Genomic DNA, 23,301 nt, shown 5'->3' on the forward strand with positions numbered 1-23,301 from the left:
GCCGGCTGAGAGCCGGATGAGGGCGCCGGGCCGACCGGCCCGCGCGCCCCCGTGACGGTCCCGCGGTCAGGTTCGCCGGAAGGGCGGACGCGCCACCGCGGGGCTTTCGCCTTTCCACACCTGCTTTTCCAGATCAGCTTTCCAAACGGGGACATACGGGGGACAGATGCGGCGGTTCGCCGGGGTTTCGCTGTGCGCACTGACGGTCACGGTGTGTGCGGTGTCGAGTTCGATGAGTGACGGCCCGCGCGCGCGGGCCAGGATCGTCCGGGCGGGCCAGCCCCTCCCGGCGGGCGAGACCGGCGCGATGGGGACCGCCGGCGCGGAGGGGAAGGCCGACGCGGAGGGGAAGGACGGGTGCGGGCAGGGCGCCGCGGCCCGGGCGGCGCACCCGCGCGACGCGGGCGGGGAGCTGAGCCGCGGCCAGGTCGTCGCGATGCTCGGGGACCTGCGCAGGACGCTCCGCGAGCGGTACGGCACGGCTGACGAGGCACGGTTCGACGCGGGGCGGTCGGACGAGGCGCGGCGGCGGGCGCTGGTGGTCCCGGTGCGCTTCCACGTCCTCGCCGCCGGGCGGGCGGGGCGGCTGTCCAGGGCGGCCGTCCGGAGCCAGATCGCCACGCTGAACGCGGCGTACAGCGGGCGGACGGGCGGTGCCGACACCGGCGTGCGGTTCCGCCTCGCCGGCTACGACGTGACGAACAAGGCCGCCTGGTTCTCCCACCCGCGGAAGTACCAGGGCGTCATCAAGCGCAAGCTGCGCAGGGGCGGGCGCGGCACGCTCAACCTGTACACGGCGGCCGTGGGCAGCGACGTCCTCGGGTTCTCGACCTTCCCGCAGTGGTACCGCAGGAGCCCGCGCATGGACGGTGTCGTCATCGACTACCGCAGCCTCCCGCACGGCTCCTACCGGCGCTTCAACCGCGGCTACACGGCCGTCCACGAGATCGGGCACTGGCTGGGGCTGCTGCACACGTTCCAGGGCGGGTGCACGCCGCCCGGCGACGGGGTGTCCGACACCCCGTACGAGGCTTCCCCGGCGCAAGGGTGCCCTGACTATAAGGACAGCTGCCCGCAGCGCGGCGACGACCCGGTGCACAACTTCATGAACTACGGGTTCGACTCCTGCATGCGGGAGTTCACCCCAGGTCAGGGCCGTCGCATCCGCGCCGCGTGGGCCGCGTACCGGGCGGCGGGGCACGGGCACGGGCGGGGCCGCGCGCGCGAGCGCGGGAGTGTGGATCGCGGCACAGGAGGGGCCGGGGCGGCGCGATCTGTCGGTGGGGCTCGGTAGCCTGCTATGACCGTGAGCACCTTCGCCGCATCGAGCATGCCCCCCGCGTTCCCCGAGCGGGCCGCCTGGGGGACCGCGCAATCCCTGCGCGCCTGGCAGCAGCAGGCGCTGGAGGCTTACTTCGGCACGGACGGGCAGCAGCCGGGCCCGCGCGACTTCCTCACCGTCGCGACGCCCGGCGCCGGCAAGACGACGTTCGCGCTGCGACTGGCCCGGGAGCTGATCGAGCGAAGGATCGTCGCCGCGATCACGATCGTCTGCCCGACCGAGCACCTGAAGCGGCAGTGGGCGGAGTCCGCCGCCCGCGTCGGCATCAGGATCAACCCGGAGTACCAGAACGGCGACGGGCCGGTCGGCAAGGACTTCCACGGCGTCGCCGTCACCTACGCGACCGTCGCGGCGCGCCCGGCGCTGCACCGCAACCGCACCGAGTCGCGCAAGTCCCTGGTGATCTTCGACGAGGTGCACCACGCGGGCGACGGCCTGTCCTGGGGCGACGCCGTCCGGGAGGCGTTCGAGCCGGCGACGCGGCGGCTCGCGCTGTCGGGCACCCCGTTCCGCACCGACATCAACCCGATCCCGTTCGTCCGCTACGAGGAGGGCCCGGACGGGATCAAGCGCAGCCAGGCCGACTACACCTACGGCTACGGCCCGGCGCTCGCCGACGGCGTCGTCCGGCCGGTGATCTTCCTGGCGTACGCGGGCGAGATGCGCTGGCGCACCCGCGCCGGCGACGAGATCACCGCGACGCTCGGCGAGCCGCTCACCCAGGACCAGACCGCACAGGCGTGGCGGGCCGCGCTCGACCCCAAGGGCGACTGGATCAAGCAGGTCATCGCCGCCGCCGACCGCCGCCTCACCGAGCTGCGCCGCGCCATCCCGGACGCGGGCGGGCTGGTCATCGCCACCGACCACGAGGCCGCCCGCGCCTACGCCAAGATGCTGCGCGCGGTCACCGGGCAGGGCGCGACGATCGTGCTGTCGGACGACCCGACCGCGTCCAAGAAGATCAAGGCGTTCAGCGAGACCGAAGACCGGTGGATGGTCGCGGTCCGGATGGTGTCGGAGGGCGTCGACATCCCGCGCCTCGCCGTCGGCGTCTACGCCACGTCCACGAGCACGCCGCTGTTCTTCGCGCAGGCGATCGGCCGTTTCGTCCGCGCCCGCAAGCGCGGCGAGACCGCGTCGGTGTTCCTGCCGTCGGTGCCGACGCTGATGGGGCACGCCGCCGAGCTGGAGGAGGAGCGGGACCACGTCCTCGACCGGCCGGTCCGGGAGGACGGCCTCGACGACGACCTGCTCGCCGAGGCGAACCGCAGGCAGGACAACCCGGACGTCGGCGAGGAGCTGGCGTTCGAGACGGTCGAGGCGTCCGCGACGTTCGACCGCGTCCTGTACGACGGCGGCGAGTTCGGCATGCAGGCCCAGCCGGGGTCCGCCGAGGAGGAGGAGTTCCTCGGCATCCCCGGCCTGCTGGAGCCCGAGCAGGTGACGCAGCTGCTGCGCAAGCGGCAGGCCGACCAGATCGCCAACGAGCGCCGCCGCAAGACCGGCGACCCGCGCGCCGACCGCACCGCCGCCGAGGACCTGCACGCCCTGCGCAAGGAGCTGAACGGCCTGGTCAACGCGTGGAACCACCGCACCGGCCAGCCGCAGGGCGTGATCCACAGCCAGCTCCGCACGGCGTGCGGCGGGCCCGCCGTCCCGCAGGCCAGCGCGGAGGAGATCCGCCAGCGGATCAGCAAGATCCGCGAGTGGGCCGCCAAGCGCGCCTGACGCCGGGGCGCCGCGGATCAGTGCGGCGGCGCGAGGTCCAGGGCCTTGATGATGCGGTCGACCGTCTCCTCGGGGGAGTCGGTGATGGGGACGGTCAGGACGTGCTCGTCCGGGCCGGGCCGTTCCAGGTCGGCGAACTGGCTGTCCAGCAGCCCGGCGCCGAAGAAGTGGCCGTGCCGCCTGCGCATCCGCTCGGCGATGACGTCGCGGTCGCCGTCGAGCATCACGGTGCGGACGGCGGGCCGCCCGCCGGTGAGCCGGTCGCGGTAGGCGCGCTTCAGCGCCGAGCAGCTGACGACGCCGGGCCGCCCGGTCTCGAGCCGGTCGTCGATCCACGCGGCGATCGCGCGCAGCCAGGGGGCGCGGTCGGCGTCGGTCAGCGGATGCCCGGCCCGCATCTTGGCGATGTTCGCGGGGGAGTGGAACGCGTCGGCCTCGGCGTAGTCCCAGCCGAGCCGCTCGGCGAGCAGGCCGCCGACGGTGGTCTTGCCGCTGCCGGACACGCCGGCGACCAGGATCACTTCGATGTCGGGGGGAGTGCTCACGTTCAGTCGCCGCTCACGACCGGGTCGCCGGAGAGGGCGACGCCCTCGCGCCCGAGCTCGTCCAGGGCGCGGTCGACGGTGGCCTTGCCGACGCCCGCCGTCAGGTCGAGCAGGACCGTGGTGCGCAGGCCGGCCCGGGCCGCGTCGACGGCGGTGGCGCGGACGCAGTGGTCGGTGGCGATGCCGACGACGTCGACGGCGTCGACGCCGAGGGAGGCGAGCCAGTCGCCGAGCGGGACGTCGTCGTCGGACACGCCCTCGAAACCGCTGTAGGCGGCGGCCTCGCGGCCCTTGCTGAACACCGTCTCGATGGGGGCGAGCGCCAGGTTCGGGTGGAAGTCGGCGCCGGGGGTGCCGATCAGGCAGTGCGGGGGCCAGGTGTCGACGAAGTCGGGCCGGTCGGAGAAGTGGCCGCCGGGGTCGAGGTGGAAGTCGCGGGTCGCGACGATGTGCGCGTAGTCGCCGCCCCGCGCGGCGACGTGGCGGGAGATGGCCGTGGCCACGCCCGCGCCGCCCGCGACGGCGAGCGACCCGCCCTCGCAGAAGTCGTTCTGCACGTCCACGATGATCAGAGCCTTCTTGCCCACGACCGCTCCTCTGCCGATGTCTCCCCGCCGTCGACGCTACCCCAGCGGCGGCCGTGCCCTTCCAGGCCGGTCAGCCGCGCGGGCCGCCCTCGACCAGCTCGGTGGGCACGGCGGGCTCGCCCTTGGACAGCTGGAGCGCGGTCGCGGGGAGCTCCGCGACGGACCGGACGTGCCGGTCCCGGGCGTCGCGCAGCGTCTCCCGCCCGACGATCTCCCCGTCGCGGATGAGCGGGACGTGCAGGACGCGGTCGCGCGGCCCCGGCGTCGGCTCGCCGACCGACACCGTCTCGGCGTAGGCGGTGCCGTGCCCGTCGATGCACCGCACGGCGCTCTTGCGGCCGCCGCGGCTGGGCTTGCCGGTGGAGCGCTTCGCGACCGGGCGCATCGCCGCGTCCTCGTCGCCGGAGTCGGAGCGGGCGACGAGCTTGTAGACGAGCGAGGCGGTCGGGGCGCCGGACCCCGTCACCAGGGACGTCCCGACGCCGTACCCGTCGACGGGCGCGGCGGCGAGCGCGGCGATGCCGTACTCGTCGAGGTCGCCGGTGACCACGATGCGCGTGGAGTGCGCGCCCAGCGAGTCGAGCTGCTCGCGGACGCGGCGGGCCACCACGCCGAGGTCGCCGCTGTCGATGCGGACGGCGCCGAGCGACGGCCCGGCGAGCTCCACGGCCGTCCGGACGGCCCGTTCGACGTCGTAGGTGTCGACCAGCAGCGTCGTCGCGTCGCCCAGCGACGCGAGCTGCGCCTCGAACGCGTGCCGCTCGCTGTCGTGCAGCAGCGTGAACGAGTGCGCGCTCGTCCCGGCGGTGGGGACGCCGTAGCGGCGGCCCGCCTCCAGGTTCGACGTGGTGGTGAACCCCGCGATGTAGGCGGCGCGGGCGGCGGCGACGGCGGCGCGCTCGTGGGTGCGGCGCGACCCCATCTCGATGATCGGCCGGCCCTGTGCGGCCTGCACCATCCGGGACGCGGCCGAGGCGATCGCGCAGTCGTGGTTGAGGATCGACAGGACGACGGTCTCCAGCAGGACGGCCTCGGCGAACGTCCCCTCGACCACCAGGATCGGCGATTCCGGGAAGTAGCAGTCGCCTTCGGCGTAGCCCCAGACGTTCCCGGAGAAGCGGTACTTCTCCAGCCACTGCGCCGTGGGCTCGTCCACGATCCCGTTGGCGGTGAGGAACTCCAGTTCCGCGCCGTCGAACCGGAACGCCTCGATCGCGTCCAGCAGCCGCCCGATCCCCGCGACCACGCCGTACCGGCGCCCGGCGGGCAGGCTGCGCGCGAACACCTCGAAGACCGCGCGCCGGCCGGCCGTGCCGCTGCGCAGCGCGGCCTGCAGCATCGTCAGCTCGTACTGGTCGGTGAGCAGGGCGGTTCCGTCGTCAACGTCCACAGGTGGAACCCTAAGGCCAGGTGCGGGCACCATGGAGGGGCGGGCCGCCGGGCCCGGCGGAGATCACACCGAGCCCGGTGGGACCGCGCGGCGCCCGGCGGAGACCGCGCCGCGCGCCCGGTGGAGACCCGAACCGGGGGCGGCGAAGATCGCACCGGACGGCGCGGGGGCGCATAGCATCGGGTGCCGTGGGCGGACCGACAACGCGGGGAAGGGGGAGACGCGGCCGATGAGCGTCACGAGCAGGGCGAGCGGGGCGGGCTCATGAGCACGCCCGCACCCGTCGAGCTGGAGCGGCCCGACTCCGAGGAGGACGTGCGCGCCGACCGGCCTTGGCTGGCGATCGTCTGGAACGACCCGATCAACCTGATGTCGTACGTCACGTACGTGTTCCAGGCCGTTTTCGGCTACCCCAAGAGCAAGGCCGAGAAGCTGATGCTGGACGTCCACCGCAAGGGGCGCGCCGTCGTGGCCAAGGGCACCCGCGAGGAGATGGAGCGGGACGTGGAGATCCTGCACTCCTACGGGCTGTGGGCCACCGTCAAGCGGGACGACTGATGAGCAACGTGAAGAAGACCCGCAAGGGCGTCGTCGTACGGCTGGAGCCGGAGGAGGCGGCGCTGGTGCGGGCACTGATGGAGCAGCTGGTCTCGCTCCTCGGGGACGCCCCGGGCGACGACGGCGAGCTGGCCTCCATGGGCATCGCCGAGAACGCCGTCAAGCCGGACGACCCGGTGCTGGCGCGGCTGTTCCCCGACGCCTACCGCGAGGACGGCGAGGCGGCCGGGGAGTTCCGCCGCTACACCGAGATGGGGCTGCGGGACGGCAAGCGCGAGGCGGCCCGGACGGTGCTGGACGCGCTGAAGGACCCGGGCTCCGACATCGTCCTCGACCAGGAGAAGGCGCAGATCTGGCTGCGCGCGCTGAACGACGTCCGGCTGGCGCTCGGCACCCGGCTGGACATCAGCGAGGAGTGGTACGAGGAGGCCGAGCAGCTCGACCCGCGCGACCCGCGGGCGCCGATGTTCGCCGCCTACGACTGGCTGACGATGCTGCAGGAAGGGCTCGTCCGCGCCCTCTGGTAGGCCGCGGCGCGCCCGCGGGCGGGGCGTCGCCCGCCCGCGCGGCCGGCGGCACCGGACGGTTCGCCGTCCGTACCCGGCCATCGCCGACATCACCGATTGTCGGGACGCGGGCGCCCTGAGTGGTGTCCACTGAGAGGCGAGGGGACGCCGCCAGTCCCGCCGCGGAAGGCGGGCCTTACGCCAACCGGAGGCCGCGATGCCGGCAACGGACGGTCACAGCAAGCCCGTCGGCTCCATGGAGCTGGGCGACCACCTGTGCCTTCTCTTCGACAGCGACGCCGAACGGCGGTCCGTCATGGCCGCCTACGTCCGCGACGGGGTGCGCGCGGGCCAGAAGGTGATCTACATCTCCGACGCCGTCCCCGCGCGGGACGTCGCCGCCTGGCTCGGCGGCCGGGACGGCGGGCCCGACACGGTCCGCCCGGCGCAGGACGGCACCGGCTTCGACTTCGCCGCCGCGGCGGACGCCGGGCACTTCGCCGTCCGCACCGCCGAGGAGACGTTCCTCGCCAGCGGCCGGTTCGACCCGGACGAGAGCCTGGAGCTGATGGCCACGGAGATCGACCTGGCGCTCGTGCAGGGCTACTCGGGGGTCCGGATCGCCGGAGAGGCGCGGTTCTCGCTGCGCCGCTGGCCCGGGACCGAGCGGCACGGCGACTTCGAGCGCATGCTCGACCAGGTCTTCATGACCACCGACCTGAAGGCGATGGCGATCTGCCAGTTCGACCGCCGCTGGTTCGACGAGGCGCGGCTGGCGGAGCTGGAGGCCGGGCACATGGGCCGGGTGCGGGCGAACGACCACTACGACGACGGCGCGCTGCGCGTCTCGCCGACGTTCACGCCGCCCGGCGCGGCGCTGGCCGGGACGCTGGACGCCGCGAACGTCCCGGCGGCGGAGAAGGTGCTGGCGTCCGTCGCGTCCACCGCGGGGCTGCTCTGCCTGGACCTGCACGGGCTGACCGGCTGCGACGAGGCCGGGCTGCGGCTGCTGGCCGACGCGGACCGGCCGGGCTCCGGCACCGGCCGCGGCCTGCTGCTGCGCGGCGCCGCCCCCGACCTGGCGGGCCGGCTGCGCGGGTCGGGGCTGCTCACGCGGTCGGGAGTGTCGATCGAGGAACGGACCGGCTGAGCGGAGGGACGTGTCGCGCATGGCGGGCGGGCACGGCAGGTCCGGCGGGCACGACAGGTCGGGCGGGCACGACAGGTCCGGCGGGGACGGCTCGGTGGTCGGCGGGATGCGCTTCGGTGACCACCTCTTCCTCGCCTACGGCAGCGGCGCGGAACGGCACGCCGTCCTGTCCGCCTACCTGCGCGCCGGGCTGCGGGCCGGGCACGCCCTGGTCCACCTGGCGGACGGCGAGCCCGCGCGGGCCGTGCGGGACCGGCTGCGGGCGATGTTCGCGGCGGACGCCCCCGACCTGCTCGCCGCGGTCAACGACGGCCGGCTGGCCGTGCCCGAGGCCGCGGGCCGCCCGGCCGGCGAGGTGATCGCGGCGGCCCGCGGCGCGGACCGGCGCGCGGGAGTCCGGGTGAGCGTGGAGGCGTCGCCCGCGTCGCGCGGCTGGCCCGGCACCGCCGGGTTCGCGGCGTTCGAGGACGCCGTGAGCCGGGCCGTCGCCCGGGCCGGGAACGCGATGGCGCTGTGCCAGTTCGACGGGAACTGGTTCGCGCCGGGCGGGCTGGGCGCGCTGGAGGCGTGCCACGGCGGGCGCGCGGGCGCCGACGCGGTCTTCGACGACGGCGTGCTGAGGATCGATCCGCTGTTCGCGCCGCCCGGCCTCCGCCTGTCCGGCTCGATCGACGAGTCGACGCTGCCGGGGCTGCTGGCGGCGCTGCGCGGGCTGGACGGCCGCGCCGCGCACGTCTGCCTTGACCTCGCCGGGGTGGAGTTCTGCGACCTGGCCGGGCTGCGCGCGCTGGTCGGCGTGAACGAGTGGAGCATCGTGCCCGACCGGCTGGTCGTCCTGCGGTCGGCGCCGCGCTGCGTGGAGATGATGATGCGGGCGTCCGGCTGGGAGGGCGCGCCCGGGGTCGTCCACGAGGGGGTCCGATGATCGCTCGTCAGGCGGGTGCGCCGCGGGCCCGGGACGCCGCGGCGAAGGCCCGGCCGCCGGCCGGAGGCTGGGACGTGCTGGTGCACCGGGCCGTCCCGTACGGGTGGCCGCGCGAGCTGGCGCTGACCGCCGTCCCGTACCTGAAGGCCGGGTGGAGCACGGGCGACGCGGTGGTGGTGATCGCCTCCGAGCCGGTCCGGGTGTCGCTGCGGGAGCGGCTCGGCCCGGAGGCCGGCGCGGGGATCGAGTTCATCGACTCCGCCGACTGGTTCGGCGGCCCGATGCGGGCGCTGGCCGGCTACCACGACCGGATGCGCGCCGACTGGTGGCCGCGCGGGCGGCTGCGGCTGCTCGCCGAGCCGGTCTGGGACGGGCTGTCGCCGCTGGAGACCCGCGAGTGGCAGCGGCACGAGTCGCTGCTGAACGTGGTGTTCGCCGGCACCCCCACCTCGATCATGTGCGCGTACGACACGGTGGCACTGCCGCCCGAGGTGCTGGCCGCGATGGCCCGCACGCACCCGGAGCTGGCCGGCCCGGACGGCCCGCGGCCCAGCCCCGAGTACACCGACCCGGCCGAGTACTACGCCGAGTGCAACGCGGGCGCGCTCCCGCCGCCCCCGGCCTCCGCCGCGCACCGGATGTTCGGCGCGGGCGGGCTGCCGCCGCTGCGCGCCTTCCTCGCCGCCGAGGCCGCGCGGCTCGGGCTGCCGGAGGCCCGGACGCTGCCGTTCGTGCTGGCGGTGAACGAGGTCGCCACCATGATCATCCAGTTCGGCGGCGGGCACGGCTCGGCGCGGCTGTGGGGTCGGGCGGGCGAGCTGGTCTGCGAGGTGGCCGACCCCGGCCGCGCCCTCGCCGACCGCTTCCTCGGCTACGCCCCGCCGCCGCCCGGCCCGCCCCCGGCCGCCGTACCGGCGCCGCCGGGTGCGCCGGGTGCGCCGGGTGCGCAGGTCGGGCAGGGCGGGCAGGGCGTGGACGGTGCGATGTGGGCGGTGCGCCGGCTCTGCCACATCGTGCAGATCAGGTCCGGCGCCGACGGCACCCGCATCCGGATGCACATCCGGCTGGACCACGGCTGAGCCGCACCCGCGCCCGACCCGGTCCGGGCCGGGCGCGGGTGGGGTGCGCGCAGGCGGGGACGGTAGCCTTCGGGCATGCTGACGATCGAGCGTGCCCTGGTCGAGAAGATCGTCGCGCATGCGCGCGCCGACCATCCGGACGAGGCGTGCGGCATCATCGCCGGCCCGATCGGGTCGGACCGGCCCGTCCGGTACGTCGCGATGACCAACGCCGAGCGGTCCCCGACGTTCTACCGGTTCGACTCGCAGGAGCAGCTGAAGCTGTGGCGGGAGATGGACGACCGGGACGAGGAGCCGGTGGTGATCTACCACTCGCACACCGCGACCGAGGCGTACCCGTCCCGCACCGACGTCTCCTACGCGTCCGAGCCGAACGCGCACTACGTGCTCGTGTCCACCCGCGACGAGAGCACCGAGGAGTTCCGGTCGTACCGGATCGTGGACGGCGAGGTGACCGAGGAAGAGGTCCGGATCGTCGACTCCTACGACGCCTGATCGCCGGGCCTGATCGCGGGGTGCGGAGCCGGATGGCGGCGGGGAGCGGCCGGAACGCGGCCGGTAAACTGGGCGACATGTGGACGAGCGGGGATGTGACGGGCGCGCGGCGCCGCGTCCCGGCCCTCGCGGTGCCACCCGTACAGAGCTTCCTGTTCGGGCATTCGCGCGCCGAGGTCGTCTACGACTGTTCGCCGACGCGCTGATCCAGCCCGGAATTCCCCCGCTGCCCGCCCGGTTGTGACGCAGAGGGCGGGGAGCCCCGTACGACCAAAGGAGATCATCGCGATGGCGATCGAGGTCCGGATCCCGACGATCCTGCGCAACCTCACCGACGGCGCCAAGGCCGTCGAGGGCAAGGGCGGCACGCTCGACGAGCTGTTCACCGACCTGGACTCCCGCCACCCCGGGCTGCGCGCCCGGCTGGTGGACGACAAGGGCCTGCGCAAGTTCGTCAACGTCTACCTCAACGACGAGGACGTCCGCTTCCTCGGCGGCCTGGAGACGCAGGTCGCCGACGGCGACGGTGTGACGATCCTGCCCGCCGTCGCGGGCGGCTGAGCCGGGCTGGACGAGCGCACATGCGATTCGACTCGCTGCTGGACTCGCTCGGCGGCACCCCGCTGGTCGGGCTGCCGCGGCTGTCGCCGAGCGAGGACGTCCGGCTCTGGGCGAAGCTCGAGGACCGCAACCCGACCGGGTCGGTGAAGGACCGTCCCGCCTTCCGCATGATCGAGAAGGCGGAGAAGGACGGGGTGCTGACGCCGGGCTGCACGATCCTGGAGCCGACGTCCGGGAACACCGGCATCTCCCTCGCCATGGTCGCCAAGCTGCGCGGCTACCGGATGGTGTGCGTGATGCCCGAGAACACCTCGGCGGAGCGCCGCCAGTTGCTGGAGATGTGGGGCGCGGAGATCATCCCCTCGCCCGCCGCGGGCGGGTCGAACGAGGCCGTCCGGGTGGCGAAGGGCCTGGCGGCCGAGAACCCCGACTGGGTGATGCTGTACCAGTACGGGAACGAGGCCAACGCGCTGGCGCACTACGAGACGACGGGTCCGGAGATCCTCGCGGACCTGCCGTCGGTGACGCACTTCGTCGCGGGCCTCGGCACCACCGGCACGCTGATGGGCGTGGGGCGGTACCTGCGCGAGCAGGTGCCCGGCGTCAAGATCGTCGCGGCGGAGCCGCGGTACGGCGAGCTGGTGTACGGGCTGCGCAACATCGACGAGGGCTTCATCCCCGAGCTGTACGACGACTCGGTCCTGACGACCCGCTTCTCGGTCGGGTCGCGGGACGCGCTGCGCCGCACCCGCGAGCTGCTGGAGCAGGAGGGCATCTTCGCCGGGATCTCCACCGGCGGCGCGCTGCACGCCGCGATCGGCATGGCGACCAAGGCGGTGAAGGCGGGCGAGCGCGCCGACATCGTGTTCGTCGTCGCCGACGGCGGCTGGAAGTACCTCTCCACCGGCGCGTACGGCGGCACCCTGGAGGAGGCCGAGGCGCGCCTCGAAGGCCAGCTCTGGGCCTGACTCCCCGCGGGCCCGCTCCCGGGGCCCGGACATTCCGGCGTGATCCCGGCCACGGCGCCGCTCCCGGCCGGCACGGTACAGTTCATTCTCGAACGTGATTCTAGAACCGTGCCGGCCGGGTGGACGCCCGCCGGCCGGACCGGGAGAACTGATGAGCGGGTTCGAGGCGGCCACCGCGGTCGAGAGGGTCGGTGACGGCCGGTACGAGGTCGACCTGGACGGCGACTTCGGCTTCGCCGAGGCGCTGAACGGCGGCTACCTGATGGCGGTCCTCGACCGGGCCGCCGTCGACGCCTCCCCGCACGAGCACCCCATCTCCACCGCGACGACGTTCCTGCGGCCCGCCAAGCCCGGCCGCGCCGAACTCGTCGTCGACACCCGCAAGGCCGGCCGCACCGCCGCGACCTCGCTGGTCAGCCTCGTCCAGGACGGCCGCCCCGTGGTGGAGGCGCTGATCACCACCGGCACGCTCGGCGCCGCCGAGCCCGCGTTCGCCGGCCCCGCGCCCGCCGTCCCCGTCCCGCCGCTGGAGGAGTGCACCAGCATGGTGCCGGAGGGCGGCACCGAGGGCTTCGCGGGCCAGGTGGACATGCGCTTCGACCGTTCCACGATGGGCTGGCTGGACGGTCGGCCGAGCGGCCTCCCCGAGATCCGCGCCTGGTTCCGGCTCCGCGACGGCCACGGGCCCGACGCGTTCACGCTCGCGCTGACCGTCGACGCGCTGCCGCCCGTCGCGCTGAACCTCGGCTCCAAGGGCTGGGCGCCGACCGTCGAGCTCACCTGGCACATGCGGGCCGTCCCGGCGCCCGGCTGGCTCGCCGTGCACGGCACCGGCCGGCTGCTGTCGGACGGCTGGTTCGACGAGGAGGTCGAGGTCTGGGACTCCACCGGACGGCTCGTCGCGCAGAGCCGGCAGATCGCCCGGGTCGGCATCGGCGTCCGGAAGTGAGGCGCGGCGCGACGCGGTTCACCGGCGTTTCGCGCGCCCGGCGACGGGATCACGCGCGCATCCCGTGAACTGGCGTCTTTTCCGGCGGATGACGGTGTGATGTCCAACGCATGACGCACCTCGGCGGGGGTAAGTCGCCTAGCCTGTAGGACCATGTCAGCGACCGGTGACCTCGACGCGATGGACCTCTCTTCCGGTGGCCGGTCGGACCTTCCGATCGGGATCTTCGACAGCGGGTTCGGGGGCCTCACCGTGGCCCGCGCCATCCTCGACCAGCTGCCGAACGAGCCGATCGTCTACCTCGGCGACTCGGCCCGCCAGCCGTACGGGCCGCGCCCCATCGCCGAGGTCCGCGCGTTCGCCCTGGAGATGCTCGACCAGCTCGTCGACGAGGGCGTGAAGATGCTGGTGATCGCCTGCAACAGCGCCAGCTCGGCGATGCTGCGCGACGCCCGCGAGCGCTACGACGTCCCGGTCGTCGAGGTGATCAACCCGGCGACCCGGCGCGCGGCGCGCGCCACGTCCAACGGGCGGGTCGGGCTGATCGCCACGAACGCCACCGTCACCAGCCGCGCCTACGACGACGCGTTCGCCGCCGCCCCGCACATCGAGCTGGTGAGCGCGGCGTGCCCGCGCTTCGTCGAGTTCGTCGAGGCGGGCGTGACGATGGGGCCGGACCTGCTGGACGCCGCGCGCGGCTACCTGCGGCCGATTGTGGACGCTGGCTGCGACACCCTCATCCTCGGCTGCACCCATTACCCACTGCTGACCGGCGTCATCTCGTATGTCGTCGGCGACGGGGTCACACTGGTGTCAAGCGCCGACGAGACCGCCAAGGACGTGTATCGAGTGCTGCACGACCAGGGGCTGGCCCGCGACGAGGGGATGCCCCGGCCACGGCACCGGTTCCGCGCGACCGGTGACCCCGGCGTGTTCGCCGAGCTCGGCCGGCGCTTCCTCGGGCCGGAGATCGACGCGGTGGAGACCGCTCCCGACACCGGCGGAGCCGGCTCGGGGGGTGCGGGGGGTCGTCCCCCCTCGGGCACCACAGAGTCCGTCCTGAACAAGGCTCTGACCACCTGATTCCTCGGGGACACAAGAGGAGGAGTGAGCGTGCGGGTCACAGTGATCGGCTGCTCCGGCAGTTTCCCGGGGCCGGACAGCCCCGCGTCCAGCTACCTGATCGAGGCGGACGGCTTCGCGCTCGTGCTCGATCTCGGCAACGGCGCGCTCGGGTCGCTGCAGCGCTTCCGCTCGTTGCAGGAGATCGACGCGGTGTGCATCTCCCACCTGCACGCCGATCACTGCCTCGACCTGTGCGGTTTCTGGGTGGCCCGCACGTACCATCCGGACGGTCCGCAACCGCGGCTGCCCGTGCACGGCCCCGAGGGCACCGCGGTGCGGATGGCCAAGGCGTACGACCTGGAGCCCGAGCCCGGGATGTGCGAGACGTTCGACTTCCACGTGCTGCGCCGCGGCCCGTACGAGATCGGCCCGTTCCGGGTGACGACCGCGCTGATGCCCCATCCGGTGGAGGCGTACGCGTTCCGCATCGAGCACGGCGGGCGGGCCCTGGTGTACTCCGGCGACACCGGCGTGTCCGACACGCTCGTCGAGCTGGCGCGCGGCGCCGACCTGTTCCTGTGCGAGGCGTCGTTCCTGGAGGGCCCGAACCTGCCGTCGGAGCTGCACCTGACCGCGCGGGAGGCGGGCGAGCACGCCGCCCGCGCCGACGTCGGCCGCCTCGTCCTCACCCATCTGGTGCCGTGGAACGACCAGGACACCTCCCTGAAGGAGGCCAGGACGAGCGGGTACGGCGGCGACATCGAGCTCGCCCGGGTGGGCGCCTCCTACGAGCTCTGACCGCCTCCGGCGGGCACTAGGGTGGTGCGCATGGCACGCCCCGATGATCGCGCACCCGACCAGCTCCGTCCCGTCCGCATCCAGCGCGGGTGGCTCGACCACGCGGAGGGGTCGGTGCTCGTCGAGTTCGGCCGGACCCGGGTGCTGTGCGCGGCGTCGGTGCAGGAATCGGTGCCGCGCTGGCGGCGCGACTCCGGGCTCGGCTGGGTCACCGCCGAGTACGCGATGCTGCCGCGCGCCACCAACACCCGCAACGACCGCGAGTCCATCAAGGGCCGGGTCGGCGGCCGCACCCACGAGATCTCCCGGCTGATCGGCCGGTCCGTCCGGGCCTGCCTGGACTTCAAGGCGCTCGGCGAGAACACCGTCCAGCTGGACTGCGACGTGCTGCAGGCCGACGGCGGCACCCGCACCGCCGCGATCACCGGCGCGTACGTCGCGCTCGCCGACGCGGTGTCCTGGATGCGCGAGCGCAAGCTGCTGCGCGGGAACCCGCTGGTCACCTCGGTGTCGGCGGTCAGCGTCGGCGTCGTCGCGGGGGAGGCCCGGCTCGACCTGTGCTACGAGGAGGACTCGGTCGCCGGCACCGACATGAACGTGGTGTGCACCGGCGACGGGAAGTTCGTCGAGGTGCAGGGCACCGCCGAGGGCGCCCCGTTCGACCGCGCCGAGCTGGACGCGCTGCTCGACCTCGCCGCGGGCGGCTGCGCCGAGCTGACCCGCATGCAGAACGAGGCCCTGCAGAAGGGGACGCAGGCCCGGTGACGAGGATCGTGCTGGCGACCCGGAACCCGGGCAAGATCGCCGAACTGGAGCGGATCCTCGACGGCATCGACGTGGTGGGCCTCGCCGCGTTCCCGGACGCCCCCGACGTCCCCGAGACCGAGCCGACCTTCGAGGGCAACGCGCTGCTGAAGGCCCGCGCGATCGCCGCGCACACCGGGCTGCCGTCCGTCGCCGACGACTCGGGGCTCTGCGTGGACGCGCTGAACGGCATGCCGGGCGTGCTGTCGGCCCGCTGGTCGGGACGGTTCGGCGACGCCACCGGCGACAAGGACACCGCGAACCTGCGGCTCGTCCTCGACCAGCTCGGCGACGTCGCCGACGGCCGGCGCGGCGCCGCGTTCGTGTGCGCGGCGGCGCTGGTCGTCCCGGCGAACGGCGTCCGCGGCGCGGTCGAGCACACCGTCGAGGGCCGGATGCGCGGCACCGTCCTCCGGGCGCCGCGCGGCACCGGCGGCTTCGGCTACGACCCGGTCTTCCTGCCGGACGGCGAGACCCGCACCACCGCGGAGATGGCGCCGGAGGAGAAGGACGCGATCAGCCACCGGGGCAAGGCGTTCCGGGCGCTGGCCGGGCTGCTGCCCGACGCGCTCGCCGCCGCCGGCCACGTCTAGGACGGGGCGTGGACGAGCTCGGCGGGACGCTGGCGCTGCGGCGCCACTGGTGCCGGCCGGACGAGCCCGTCCTGCTGTGCGTCCGGTGCCATCCCACCGGTGTCCGGTTCGACATGGGCGGGCTCGACTGGCGCGGCCTGCCGAAGAAGGGCGCGCGCGCCGTCATGGACGTGGTGGGGCGCGGCGTCGACTTCGTGGACCGCGACCTGGGGCAGACGATGACGCACCCGGTCCTGGTGGTCCACGGCGCGGAGCCCGGCACCCTGGCCGGGCGGGCGGTCCTGCCCGTCCCGTCCGGGCCGCGCGCCTGGGTGCTCACCCCGTACCGGATCGGTGTCGTCGACATCGTCCCGGGCCCCGCCGCGGAGGCCCGTGCCGCCGCCGAGCGCGAGGCCGGCGGCGGGCTGCTGTCCAGGGCGCGCAGGATCGCGTCCGGGGCGGCGGAGATCGGCCGGTCGCTCGGACGCGACCACCCCTACCCGCCGGGCGAGCCGGTCCCGCTGGCGGGCGTCGCGGCGGTGGCGGAGATCCCCGCGGCGGAGATCGCCGGGATCGGCCTCGACCGGCGCAGGCTCCCGCCCGGCTACCACCCGCGCAGGGTGCCGGTGCTGCGGGTCGCGCTGCGCGACGGCTCCGGCTTCGACGTGGTGGCGCCGGACGACGAGGCGGCCGGGCGCCTCGCCCGCATGACCGCGCGGACCCCCTGACGAGCGCCCCCTGACGAGAGCGACCGCCCGACGAAAGCGACCGCATGCCGCGCAACGAGCAGAAGCTGTACGAGATGGCCCGCGCGCACTGGTGCGCCCCCGGCGAGCGCCTCGCGATGGGCGACCGCGCGGCCGGGCACATCGGCGGGGCGGTCGGGGGGCGGATCGTCGCGCCGTACCCGCCGGCCCCGGGGGCGGGCGGGCCGGTCCCCGACCCCGGCTGGCCGCTGCCGACCGAGCCCGTCGGCACCGGACGGATCTGGAACGACGAATGGGCCGACGACCCGGTCATCTGGGGGTGGGCGCACGCGCCGGACGCGGGCGCGGCGGCGGCCGGGCTGGCCGGGCACATGGCCGGCTACGGCGACGAGGCGTGGCTGCTGCTGACCGACCGCCGGCTCGCGGTGACCGTCGAGTCCAGGTTCGCGCGGCCCGCCGGACCGTCCGGCGGCGGTCTGCGGGGACGCGCCCGCGTCCTCCTCGGTGATCGGGCGCCCGGCGGCGACCGCGCTTCCGGCGATGATCGGGCGTCCGGGGGTGATCGGCCGGCCGGCGGCGAACACGGGCCCGCGCCCGCTCCCGACGCGCCGCTGACGACGTGCTGGCAGGTCCCCTATGCGGCGGTGCGCGGGCTGCGCGCCGTCGCCCTGGGACGCTGCAACGTCCCCGAGCGGTTCGTCCGCGTCGACTTCGCCGACGGGTCGGCCTTCGACTTCCGTCCACGGCGCGGCGCCGACGCGTCCAAGTACGTGGCGTCCGTTTCCACGGGACTGCCGTGACCCCGGTCCCCGCGCGCCGTGCGGTTCGCGGCGGAATCCGTGGAGAAATTCTTCGGGCTCCATGACAACCCGCAGGCCCCCGGCGGGGGTTCTCAAGGGTGTACGGACACCGTCCCCCGAGGAGCAACATGATCGACAAGGGTCGCATCCGCCGCGGGCCGATGCTCGCGCTGGCCGGCGTGGTGGGCGCGGGCGCGCTCGCCGCCGGGATCTGGGCGGCGGCCGACTCCGGCTCGTCTCCGCAGGTCAGGCAGGTCGCGGAGCGGAACGCCCTGGCGCACAGCGCGACGCCGGCGCCGGTGCCGCCCGTGCGGCCGTGCGCGTCGGCACGGCCGTCCACCCGCACCCCGGAGCCGGTCCCGCCGAAGAACGCGCGGCCGAAGGGGGCGCCGCCGGTCGCGTCCGCGAACCCGCGTCACCTCCCGCCGCAGAGGGCGCCGCGGCCCGTGCCGTCGCCGACCAAGGCGCGCCCGCACCCGACGCCCACGAAGGCGCACCCGCACCCCGTTCCCACGAGGGCGCACCCGCACCCGACCCCCACGTACTGCGGTACCCGGCCGGGCGCCCCGCGCCCGACCCGGACGGCGGCGCCGATGCCGGTGCCGTCCACGTCCCCGACGTCGCGGCCGGCGCCTCCCGGGCAGACGATGACGCCGTCGCCCGCCCCCTCGGCGCCCCGGAGGTAGCCGACTGTCCACCATGAGCGCCCAGGAGATCCGCGGGGCGGAGATCACGTTCGACGAGTTCGTGACCGCCACCGCGGGTCGGCTGCTGCGCACCGCCGTGTTCCTCGTCTACGACCGGCATCTCGCCGAGGACCTGCTGCAGACCGCCTACGAGCGGGTCGCGCGCAAGTGGAAGCGGGTGTCGGGCGGCAACCCCGAGGCGTACGCCCGCCGGGTACTGGTCAACCTCGCCATCGACGAGAACAAGCGGCGGGCGCGCCGCCGGGACACTCCGGTCGGATCGGTGGCGGACGTGGAGCGCCTCGCCGGGCCGCCCCCGGTCGCGGGCGTCGCCGGGGGAGAGCTGGACGAGGTGCTCCGCGCGCTGCCCGCCAAGCAGCGCGCGGTGGTCGTGCTGCGCTACTGGTGCGACCTCGGGGAGCAGGAGATCGCCGAGACGCTCGGTATCTCCCGGGGGACGGTGAAGAGCCACACCGCGCGGGCCATGGCGGCGCTGCGGGAGCACATGAAGGAGGGCCGGGCGTGAACGACGAGCTCGAAGCCCTGCTGCGCGACCACTACCGCGCGGCCGCCGACCACATCACCGCGGACCCCGGTACGGTGCGCCGGTTCCAGGACGCGGGCCGGGCGGCGGCGCCGGAGCGGCGCACCCGCTGGCGGTGGGCGTTCCCGACCCTGGCGGCCGCGGTGACCGCGGCGGTGCTGGTGACGATCGCGCTGTTCCTGTGGCCGGGCGGCGGCCCGGCGGCGAAGCCGCACCCGATGGCGCCGCCCGCCTCCCCGTCCGTCCCGGAGATGCCCGCCGCGACGCCGCCGGCGCGGCCGTCGGCGTCGCCGACGCGGAACCCGGAGCCGGGCGCCCCGCCCCGGGGACGTCGCGGCGCGTCGCCGCACCCGACCGCCACGCACACCCCGCGGATGATGCCGCCGACGTACGGCGTCGCCTCGCCGCACCCGTCGTCGACGCCGCTCGAGCCGACATCGAAGCGTCCGACGGCCGGCCCCACCCCCACACCCTGAGCCCGCCGTCGGGGCGCCGCCGGCGGGAGCGGGGCTAGCCGGCGTCGCCGAAGCACAGGCCGGGGAGCGTGCCCCAGCCGACGGTCTCCAGGACGGCGCGCATCTGCGGCGGCGTCCGGTCGAGCACCACGGGCGCCCCGCACGCGCGGCTCCACGCGGCGTCGCCGAGCAGGGCGATCCCGCCGAGGTCGATGAAGTCGAGTTCGCCGAGGTCGAGGTGGAACTCGCGGTCGGGCGGCAGGTCCGCCAGCGCCGACTCCAGCGCCCGGACGAGCATCGCGTGCCGGGCGGAGTCCAGCTCGCCGATCAGCGCGAGACCGGCGGGCTCGTCCGTGCGGACGATCTTCAGCGGTTCCACGCCGGCTACCTGATGTGCAGCCGGACGAACGTGCCGTCCCAGCCGGCCCGCAGCTCCATCAGGTCGACGAGGAGCCGGACCGTCCACAGCCCGAAGCCGCGCTGCAGCGCCGAGTCGGGCGGGATGAAGCCGGTCAGCGGGGTCGGCGCGGGGCGCCACAGCCCGTTGTCGCCGATCTCGCAGAGCAGTTCCGGGCCGTCCCGCCAGATCCACATCCCGACCGGGGGCAGGCCGTGCTGCAGCGCGTTCGCCGCCACCTCGTTCACCGCGGTGACGAGGTTCTGCGCGGGCCGCTTGGCGAGGCCGTGCAGCAGCGCCCGCTCGGCGACGAACGAGCGCAGCGCGTGCAGGTCGTCGTGCTCGACCGGGAAGTACTCGGCGTCGGAGGGGCGGACGAAGCGGAGGCCGCGGTCGCAGGCGGCGCCGAACGTCACCGGGTCGACGTAGGTGCCGGTGGGCAGCGTGGGGCCGTCGGTCACCACCATCGGGTGGGTGCGCCGCGCCTCCTCCAGGATCCGGGGCGGCAGCGCCTCGCGGTCGTAGGGGCACAGCGCGCGCGCCCCGGAGTTCTTGAACACCTCGTTGATCAGCGACTCGTAGCGGATCCACTCCAGGGTCTGCCGCTCGTCCCAGCCCCGCCAGACGGGTTCGGCCAGCGCGCACACGGTGCGCGGGGCGAACTTGTTCACCAGGGCCTGGTAGTCGCGCAGGGTGCGGACGGGGTGCAGGTAGAAGCCGGCCGCGTCGACCCACTCGATCTCGGCGCCGTCGCCGAACAGGTCGCGCAGCGCCGACAGGTTGGGCTCCTGGGCGACCGCGACGACGGCCTGGCCCGCCTCCAGCCCGGATCGCAGGAACCTCTCGGTCACCGCCAGGAAGTGGTCCGTGCCGTCGTACACGAACGCCCTGTGCTCCAAGCTCATCAGGCGATGCCTTCCGTCTCCGTGAACGCGCGTTCGCGGCCGCGCTCGAGACCGGGCAGCCGGTGCCAGCCGACCATCTCGATGACGTTCTCCACGTCGGGCGGCAGGTGGTCGAGTACCAGCGCCTCGTCGGCCGGCAGCACGGTCGCCTGCTGCGCCAGCAGGTTCAGGCCGCCGAGGTCGATGAAGCCGAGGTCGGTGAAGTCGAGGTGGACGCGCCGCCGCGTCATGCACACCTGCGCGAGGTGCTCGGCGAACACCTGGTGCCGGGCGGCGTCGAGCTCGCCCTCGACGCGCAGCCCGTTCGGCTCGAACGTGCGGACGATCTTCAGGATCCCGTCGTCGAACTCGGGGTTCACTTCCACGAGCACCTCGTGCATGTCCCGCAGGGCGACGAGCTCGTCGGGCGGGCACGCGTGCCGGTCGATCTGGCAGATCGCCATCGCCATCGTGCTGGGCGAGACGGCGTCGCCGACCCGGTGCTCGCAGCCCAGCATCTCGCCGATGTCGGAGCGGCCCGCCTCGCTGAGCAGCCAGCTGTAGTCGGTGGTCAGCCGGACGGCGCGGAAGCCCTGGCCGAACGCCGCGTCCACCTCCCGGCCGATCGTCTCCGCCATCCGCCCGGGCCGGAAGGCGCCGCGCCGGTCGAGGCAGGCGTCGCGCCGGGCGATCACCCGGAGCTGGCCCGTCCTGCTGTAGGCCTGCACGTCCACGCGGTGCCGTGGGCCGATGCCGGGCAGCCGCTCGGCGGGCGCGTCGGTCACGTAGACGACCTTCTCGTTGGTCTCGAGACCCTCCCGGACGAAGCGGCCGATGACCCTGTCGCGCTCCTCGTGGCCGCTGTAGGCCAGCCAGCTGTGATCGCCGGGCCGGATGTCTTTGACGGGTCGCTTGGCGAACCAGGGTGTCTCCATGGCCTGCCCATCGAGGTCGGTTCGGATGCGTTCAGCGTACGCCTCATGGAGGTTCCTCGGAGCCCAATGCATCGAGTTCCTCACACTCCGTTCACGGCGGCCGGGACGGCGGGCAGGCGCAGCCGCATGCGCACCGTGCTCCCGCCGCGGCCGGTGCGTATCTGGACGATCGAGCAGAGCAGCCGCACCGCCCACAGCCCGAACCGGCCGCCGGTCGCGGTGCCGGACGTGCGGGGCGGGACGAGCCCGTAGCCGGAGCCGGGATCCCAGGTGCCCTCGTCGGTGACCTCGCAGACGATGGCCGGGTCGGCGCCGGACGCCTCGGTCCACATCCGCAGGACGATCGGGGGCGCGCCGTGGTGGAGCGCGTTGGTGACGACCTCGGTGACCGCGACCAGCAGGCGCTGCAGGTCCTCGTCGGGCAGCGGGGTGCGGTGCGCGTACTCGGTGACGTAGGCGCGCAGCCAGTACAGGTCGGGCCGGACGACCTCGAGCTCGTCGGCGTCGCCGGGCGGCGGGGGAAGGGGCTCGCCGTCGCACTTCGCGCTGTAGGCCCAGGGGTCCATGTAGAGGGGGTTGGCCATGGACGTGGCGCCGCGCACCGTCTCGGGGTGGGTGCGGCGCCCGGCGGCGACGACGCCGGCGGGCAGCGACGAGGAGTAGGGGCACATGATGGCGGCGCCGGTGCCGCGGAAGGCGATGTTCAGCATGGCCTCGACGCGCTGCCATTCCAGGACCTCGAGCGGCGGGCGCGACGCCCACACGACCGGCTCGCCGAGAACGCGCAGCCGCCGGCCGCGCCAGGCGACGTCGTCGGCGTCGCTGAGGCAGTCGGCGAGGGTCCGCGCGGGGTGGGAGTACCAGGTCCCCGGTTCGACGAACTCGACGGCCTCGGCGGTCGGGCCGAGCGCGTCGCGCAGCAGCATCTCGCGGGCGATCCCGCAGACGGCCAGGACGCGGTCGCCGGCCTCGGCGCCGTCCCGCAGGAACGGAAGGGCGCCGTCGAGGAGGTCGTCGACCCGGTCGTACGGCAGAACGCAATGGGTGAAGGTTTCGCTCACGGCGGCCCCAGGCTGCGTCTTCGTACCGGCGTTCCCCATGCCTGCCGGGGCGCCGGCAGACCCATCAAGGGTAGGCCGATCGCCCGGCCGCGCACCGGGCCGAACCGCAAATCGGGCGACCGGTTTTTCACATAGTGCGACGGAATGGGGGGCGCGGCCGCCGGTACAGGACGGCGCGCATGCCCGGCGCGAGGGCCTCGACTAATTCATCGGCCGTCATCGAGGCGAGCGGTTCCACGGCCAGGATGTAGCGGCTGAAGATCACCCCGGCGAGCTGGGCGCCGAACGCGGCGGCGCGGTGGCCCGCCCCGGGGCCGCCGACGTGCTCGGCGATCCGGTCGATCATCTCGCGGCCGATGACGTCGCGCAGCAGCCGGGTGAGCTCGGCGTCCTGTGTCGCGGCGCGCACCATGAAGATCAGCTGCGGGCCGCGCTCGGGGTCGTCCCAGGTGCCGAGCATCGCGCGCAGGACGCGTTCGGGCAGCGTGGCGGGGTCGCCGGGGAGCGCGGAGGCCAGCACGTCCGGGGGGTTGGCCATCAGCCCGAGCACGGCGCCGAACAGGCCCTTCTTGGAGCCGAAGAAGTAGCTGATCAGCGCGGCGTCGACGTCCGCCTCGGCGGCGATCGAGCGCAGGGTGACCTTGGCGTACCCGTCGGCGAGGAACCGGCCGCGGGCCACCGCGAGGATCTGCGCGCGGGTGTCGGGGCTGCCGCGCCGCCGGCCGCGCGAGGCCCGCCCGGCCGCCGCCGTCGTCGCCGGGGCCGGGGTCGGGCTCCCGGATTTATTCATCATGGTTGAAATGTAGTGGG

The 23,301-nt window shown here is 74.5% G+C and carries 29 protein-coding genes; 21 read left to right on the forward strand and 8 right to left on the reverse strand.

The genetic code is table 11. The features are described 5' to 3' along the window. The first annotated feature begins 232 nt into the window (after positions 1-232). Both J4557_RS13975 and J4557_RS13980 read left to right on the forward strand, forming a co-directional pair. Positions 233-1,294: a zinc metalloprotease gene (locus tag J4557_RS13975; RefSeq protein WP_243775723.1), complete on the forward strand. Its 1,062-nt coding sequence runs from the start codon at positions 233-235 to the stop codon at positions 1,292-1,294. A 36-nt stretch (positions 1,295-1,330) separates the two neighbouring features. Next, a complete protein-coding gene (locus J4557_RS13980) occupies positions 1,331-3,070 on the forward strand; it encodes a DEAD/DEAH box helicase (protein ID WP_208267116.1) in 1,740 nt (579 codons plus the stop codon). 17 nt (positions 3,071-3,087) lie between these two features. On the opposite strand, the gene J4557_RS13985 is transcribed toward J4557_RS13980, so the two are convergent. The 3 genes from J4557_RS13985 to J4557_RS13995 form a co-directional block, all read right to left on the reverse strand. Further along, entirely contained in the window at positions 3,088-3,615 is a 528-nt protein-coding gene (locus J4557_RS13985; RefSeq protein WP_208266948.1) for a gluconokinase, read from the reverse strand. A gap of 2 nt (positions 3,616-3,617) precedes the next feature. Then, positions 3,618-4,202 carry an isochorismatase family protein gene (locus tag J4557_RS13990; RefSeq protein ID WP_208266949.1) on the reverse strand — a complete coding sequence of 195 codons (585 nt, stop codon included), beginning with the start codon at positions 4,200-4,202 and terminating at the stop codon, positions 3,618-3,620. 70 nt (positions 4,203-4,272) lie between these two features. Then, positions 4,273-5,592: a nicotinate phosphoribosyltransferase gene (locus J4557_RS13995; RefSeq protein WP_307799762.1), complete on the reverse strand. Its 1,320-nt coding sequence runs from the start codon at positions 5,590-5,592 to the stop codon at positions 4,273-4,275. A 264-nt stretch (positions 5,593-5,856) separates the two neighbouring features. On the opposite strand from J4557_RS13995, the gene clpS reads away from it, so the two are divergent. From clpS to J4557_RS14085, 19 genes are all read left to right on the forward strand, one after another. Next, the gene (gene clpS, locus J4557_RS14000; RefSeq protein ID WP_208266951.1) at positions 5,857-6,150 is read left to right on the forward strand and encodes an ATP-dependent Clp protease adapter ClpS; all 294 of its coding nucleotides are present in this window, start codon (positions 5,857-5,859) and stop codon (positions 6,148-6,150) included. Continuing rightward, the gene (locus J4557_RS14005; protein WP_208266952.1) at positions 6,150-6,677 is read left to right on the forward strand and encodes a DUF2017 domain-containing protein; all 528 of its coding nucleotides are present in this window, start codon (positions 6,150-6,152) and stop codon (positions 6,675-6,677) included. The genes clpS and J4557_RS14005 overlap by 1 nt, the downstream gene beginning before the upstream one ends. Positions 6,678-6,873: 196 nt before the next feature. Continuing rightward, positions 6,874-7,806 carry an MEDS domain-containing protein gene (locus J4557_RS14010; RefSeq protein WP_208266953.1) on the forward strand — a complete coding sequence of 311 codons (933 nt, stop codon included), beginning with the start codon at positions 6,874-6,876 and terminating at the stop codon, positions 7,804-7,806. Positions 7,807-7,825: 19 nt separating this feature from the next. After that, a complete protein-coding gene (locus J4557_RS14015) occupies positions 7,826-8,731 on the forward strand; it encodes an MEDS domain-containing protein (protein ID WP_243775766.1) in 906 nt (301 codons plus the stop codon). Then, positions 8,728-9,810: an anti-sigma factor RsbA family regulatory protein gene (locus tag J4557_RS14020; RefSeq protein WP_208266955.1), complete on the forward strand. Its 1,083-nt coding sequence runs from the start codon at positions 8,728-8,730 to the stop codon at positions 9,808-9,810. Before J4557_RS14015 ends, J4557_RS14020 begins: the two co-directional genes overlap by 4 nt. A 75-nt stretch (positions 9,811-9,885) precedes the next feature. Continuing rightward, entirely contained in the window at positions 9,886-10,305 is a 420-nt protein-coding gene (locus J4557_RS14025) for a M67 family metallopeptidase (protein ID WP_208266956.1), read from the forward strand. Between the two features lie 77 nt (positions 10,306-10,382). Further along, positions 10,383-10,511, forward strand: coding sequence for a hypothetical protein (locus J4557_RS50895; protein ID WP_279576063.1), 129 nt, complete (start codon positions 10,383-10,385; stop codon positions 10,509-10,511). Between the two features lie 82 nt (positions 10,512-10,593). Further along, complete coding sequence (locus J4557_RS14030) at positions 10,594-10,866, forward strand: MoaD/ThiS family protein (protein ID WP_208266957.1); 273 nt, start codon at positions 10,594-10,596, stop codon at positions 10,864-10,866. A 20-nt stretch (positions 10,867-10,886) separates the two neighbouring features. Further along, the gene (locus tag J4557_RS14035; protein WP_208266958.1) at positions 10,887-11,834 is read left to right on the forward strand and encodes a PLP-dependent cysteine synthase family protein; all 948 of its coding nucleotides are present in this window, start codon (positions 10,887-10,889) and stop codon (positions 11,832-11,834) included. A 151-nt stretch (positions 11,835-11,985) separates the two neighbouring features. Beyond that, entirely contained in the window at positions 11,986-12,783 is a 798-nt protein-coding gene (locus J4557_RS14040; protein WP_208266959.1) for a thioesterase family protein, read from the forward strand. 153 nt (positions 12,784-12,936) lie between these two features. Then, a complete protein-coding gene (murI, locus tag J4557_RS14045) occupies positions 12,937-13,866 on the forward strand; it encodes a glutamate racemase (protein ID WP_243775724.1) in 930 nt (309 codons plus the stop codon). A 30-nt stretch (positions 13,867-13,896) separates the two neighbouring features. Continuing rightward, complete coding sequence (locus J4557_RS14050; protein ID WP_208266960.1) at positions 13,897-14,646, forward strand: MBL fold metallo-hydrolase; 750 nt, start codon at positions 13,897-13,899, stop codon at positions 14,644-14,646. A gap of 30 nt (positions 14,647-14,676) precedes the next feature. Then, positions 14,677-15,411: a ribonuclease PH gene (gene rph, locus J4557_RS14055; protein ID WP_208266961.1), complete on the forward strand. Its 735-nt coding sequence runs from the start codon at positions 14,677-14,679 to the stop codon at positions 15,409-15,411. Further along, the gene (gene rdgB, locus J4557_RS14060) at positions 15,408-16,043 is read left to right on the forward strand and encodes an RdgB/HAM1 family non-canonical purine NTP pyrophosphatase (protein WP_208266962.1); all 636 of its coding nucleotides are present in this window, start codon (positions 15,408-15,410) and stop codon (positions 16,041-16,043) included. Before rph ends, rdgB begins: the two co-directional genes overlap by 4 nt. A gap of 8 nt (positions 16,044-16,051) precedes the next feature. Further along, on the forward strand, positions 16,052-16,750 hold the full coding sequence (locus tag J4557_RS14065; protein ID WP_208266963.1) for a hypothetical protein: 699 nt from the start codon (positions 16,052-16,054) through the stop codon (positions 16,748-16,750). Positions 16,751-16,794: 44 nt separating this feature from the next. After that, entirely contained in the window at positions 16,795-17,529 is a 735-nt protein-coding gene (locus tag J4557_RS14070; RefSeq protein WP_208266964.1) for a hypothetical protein, read from the forward strand. 128 nt (positions 17,530-17,657) lie between these two features. Continuing rightward, complete coding sequence (locus J4557_RS14075; RefSeq protein WP_208266965.1) at positions 17,658-18,215, forward strand: hypothetical protein; 558 nt, start codon at positions 17,658-17,660, stop codon at positions 18,213-18,215. Positions 18,216-18,228: 13 nt separating this feature from the next. Then, positions 18,229-18,741: a SigE family RNA polymerase sigma factor gene (locus J4557_RS14080; protein ID WP_208266966.1), complete on the forward strand. Its 513-nt coding sequence runs from the start codon at positions 18,229-18,231 to the stop codon at positions 18,739-18,741. Beyond that, complete coding sequence (locus J4557_RS14085) at positions 18,738-19,235, forward strand: hypothetical protein (RefSeq protein ID WP_208266967.1); 498 nt, start codon at positions 18,738-18,740, stop codon at positions 19,233-19,235. The genes J4557_RS14080 and J4557_RS14085 overlap by 4 nt, the downstream gene beginning before the upstream one ends. A gap of 34 nt (positions 19,236-19,269) precedes the next feature. On the opposite strand, the gene J4557_RS14090 is transcribed toward J4557_RS14085, so the two are convergent. The 5 genes from J4557_RS14090 to J4557_RS14110 all read right to left on the reverse strand — a co-directional run bounded on the left by J4557_RS14090 (position 19,270) and on the right by J4557_RS14110 (position 23,284). Next, positions 19,270-19,593 carry an STAS domain-containing protein gene (locus J4557_RS14090; RefSeq protein ID WP_190868398.1) on the reverse strand — a complete coding sequence of 108 codons (324 nt, stop codon included), beginning with the start codon at positions 19,591-19,593 and terminating at the stop codon, positions 19,270-19,272. 5 nt (positions 19,594-19,598) lie between these two features. After that, positions 19,599-20,516 carry an anti-sigma factor RsbA family regulatory protein gene (locus J4557_RS14095; protein ID WP_208266968.1) on the reverse strand — a complete coding sequence of 306 codons (918 nt, stop codon included), beginning with the start codon at positions 20,514-20,516 and terminating at the stop codon, positions 19,599-19,601. Continuing rightward, complete coding sequence (locus J4557_RS14100; RefSeq protein WP_208266969.1) at positions 20,516-21,430, reverse strand: MEDS and STAS domain-containing protein; 915 nt, start codon at positions 21,428-21,430, stop codon at positions 20,516-20,518. The genes J4557_RS14095 and J4557_RS14100 overlap by 1 nt, the downstream gene beginning before the upstream one ends. 80 nt (positions 21,431-21,510) lie before the next feature. After that, positions 21,511-22,491, reverse strand: coding sequence for an anti-sigma factor RsbA family regulatory protein (locus J4557_RS14105; protein ID WP_208266970.1), 981 nt, complete (start codon positions 22,489-22,491; stop codon positions 21,511-21,513). Positions 22,492-22,618: 127 nt separating this feature from the next. Continuing rightward, positions 22,619-23,284, reverse strand: coding sequence for a TetR/AcrR family transcriptional regulator (locus J4557_RS14110; protein ID WP_243775725.1), 666 nt, complete (start codon positions 23,282-23,284; stop codon positions 22,619-22,621). Positions 23,285-23,301: the final 17 nt, after the last annotated feature.

The organism is Actinomadura nitritigenes (assembly GCF_017573545.1).
Lineage (GTDB): Bacteria > Actinomycetota > Actinomycetes > Streptosporangiales > Streptosporangiaceae > Spirillospora > Spirillospora nitritigenes.